Here is a 2,562-nt window from a genome sequence, read left to right on the forward strand (position 1 = left end):
GGTTATGTCGCGAGCTATCTCGGTCCGGCGCTTGATGACCATGGCCTGATCACCGCGTCAGACCACCGGGACGCGCCTGGCGGCGACGGCAGCCGGTGAAATAACTTCAATATCAAGGGGTACACGCCAACGTTCCGTATATCGAACACGCGGCGCCGCGTTGCTGTCTTGCGCGCCTTCCAGAATGAAGCCATCCCAGCCGTTGTTCATTACCTCGTTGCATTTCTGCACATAGACGGGGAAGCCACCGATATATGGCATGAAGACGCGAGGGCGGCCGGGAATGTTGGCGCCGACATACCAAGAGCTACAGGTTGATCGCAATGAGACCGTCGATACTTCATTCACATGTTCGACCCAGGCGTCCTCATCCTTGAGGATCGGCTCGATGGATGTTGCCCCGACATCTCGCATGTGACCCATGCAGTCCGCCAGCCAATCGACATGCTGTTCGATCGCCTGGATCATACTTGCCAAGACGGAAGGGCTGCCAGGGCCCGTTATCATGAACAGGTTGGGAAAGCCGGCCGACGCTATCCCGAGATAGGCACGAGGGCCCGCCCGCCATTTTTCAGAAAGCGTTAGGCCATTGCGACCGGTAATCCTGATCTTGTCGAACGACCCCGTCATTGCGGCAAAGCCTGTGGCGCAAACAACGGCATCCAGCTTGTACTCGACGCCGTTGACCTCGATGGCGTGAGCGGTGAAGCGTTCGATCGGCGTCCGGGATACGTCGACCAGCTTTACGTGGGGCATGTTGTAGGTCTCGAAATAACCGGTATCGACGCAGAGCCGCTTGCAACCGAAGACGTTGTCCGGACACAGCAGGTCGGCCGTGACCGGATCCTTCACGATGCCGCGGATCTTGCGTCGGGCGAAGTCGGCGATGGTGTCATTGGCGGCTTTTTCGAACAATAGATCCCCGTAAGCACCGAGAAAGGGCAAGCCGCCGCGCGCCCAGGATTCCTCGTATTGCTTTTCGCGCTCCTCGGGGTTCGCCTCCAGCGCCGGCTTGGTATTGAAGGGAAAATAAAATCCGGTCGGGCGGGCACGCGCCTTCGCCCGCAGCGCCGGATAATCAGCTTTGGCTGCTTGCAGGTATTCCGGCGTCAGCTTTTCGTTCCACGCCGGCACGGACCAGGTAGCCGTGCGCTGGAACACCGTGAGGGCTGTGGCCTGCTGCGCGATAATCGGAATCGACTGGATCGCCGAGGAGCCGGTGCCGATGACCCCAACGCGCAGTCCGGTGAAGTCGACACCCTGATGCGGCCATTGACCGGTGTGATAGATGGGTCCGTTGAAATCCTCCAGGCCATTGAAGTTCGGACGGTTCGGCGCCGACAGACAGCCGACTGCCATGATCAGGAATTTCGCGTGAACCCTGTCGCCACGCTCCGTCTCGACAAGCCAGCATCCAGCTTATTCATCGAAGGTCGCCGAAGCGACGCGCGTGTCGAACACGATATGCCGGCGAAGATCGAAGCGATCGACAACATGATTGGCGTAGGAGAGAATTTCAGGCTGCGGGGCGTATTTCTCCGACCAGTTCCATTGCTGGTCCAATTCCTCCGAGAAGGAAAAGGAGTATTGCATGCTCTCGACGTCGCAACGCGCACCCGGATAACGGTTCCAGTACCAGGTACCACCCACGCCACCGCCGGCCTCAAAGACCCGTGCCGAAAAGCCGAGCCCGCGCAGGCGGTGCAGCATGTACATTCCGGCAAAGCCGGCGCCCACGACGATAGCGTCGAAAAAAGCTCCTGTTTCAGCAGAACGCGCCGGAGAAGTTTCGCCGTCGGCAATCATGGTTCGTTCGATACCCTTGTTGGTCCCACTGCAGAAGTAAACGGGGCCTTGGAGGGTAGCCGGATTGATCTGGAAGTCCATTGTGATATGCGCCCGAAGGGTGATCGGCCGGCGCATGCCCAGATGCATGCCCCGAACGTTGCCGCAAGAACGAACGGAACCTATGCTGGAAACGTTTTCGGCGCCCGGAGCCTGCATGATTACCCCGCAACACCCAGAAGACGCCGCCCGCGGACATTGCCCTTGCCTCGCACCGAAAGAAGGAGGTGACCTGATGGTACAGAAAGGCAAAGCCCGCGTGAGCGAAGAATTGGAGCGGAAGGCGTAATCCGCCGTTTGCCGATCATGAACAGGCGGGTTACCGCTTCGCCTCCAACCCGCGAGCTCTGCGGATGGGGCGGCTCAAAATCCGTGATCAACTGCGCGCGCCATGCGAAACGATTGCGGCGATGATGATCAGATGCCAGTGATTTGCCCGACGTGTCAAATTTTTTCTTGCCATCGCGCTTTCGGACGACGCCGCGCAAAACAACACTTGCCTGACGGGCTGGATCTGGTGTGATTTGGGCTGTCAAGGCCCAAACTAAAAAATATTATAGTTTACTTTTTGTTCGAATCAGTTATAGTCGCACCCGTCTCGTTCCAGATGAGGGGCGTATCGCGATCGTCAGACACGCGGGATGAGATGCGGTGGACGCGGCAGCGTCGGGCGTGGCTATGACATGGCAGGGCAGGATGTACATTGAGGTCGCCTGT

Annotated in this window: 3 protein-coding genes; all 3 read right to left on the bottom strand. The window is 58.7% G+C overall.

The features are described from left to right. Positions 1-57: 57 nt before the first annotated feature. Positions 58-1,161: a flavin-containing monooxygenase gene (locus ABSG20_RS34450; RefSeq protein WP_423868896.1), complete on the bottom strand. Its 1,104-nt coding sequence runs from the start codon at positions 1,159-1,161 to the stop codon at positions 58-60. A 258-nt stretch (positions 1,162-1,419) separates the two neighbouring features. Beyond that, positions 1,420-1,887: an NAD(P)-binding protein gene (locus ABSG20_RS34455; protein ID WP_423868897.1), complete on the bottom strand. Its 468-nt coding sequence runs from the start codon at positions 1,885-1,887 to the stop codon at positions 1,420-1,422. 119 nt (positions 1,888-2,006) lie between these two features. Further along, positions 2,007-2,381, bottom strand: a complete 375-nt coding sequence (locus ABSG20_RS34460) for a hypothetical protein (protein WP_423868898.1) — start codon at positions 2,379-2,381, stop codon at positions 2,007-2,009. Positions 2,382-2,562 lie beyond the last annotated feature (181 nt).

The sequence above is a fragment of the Bradyrhizobium sp. genome (assembly GCF_049512235.1).
GTDB lineage: Bacteria > Pseudomonadota > Alphaproteobacteria > Rhizobiales > Xanthobacteraceae > Bradyrhizobium.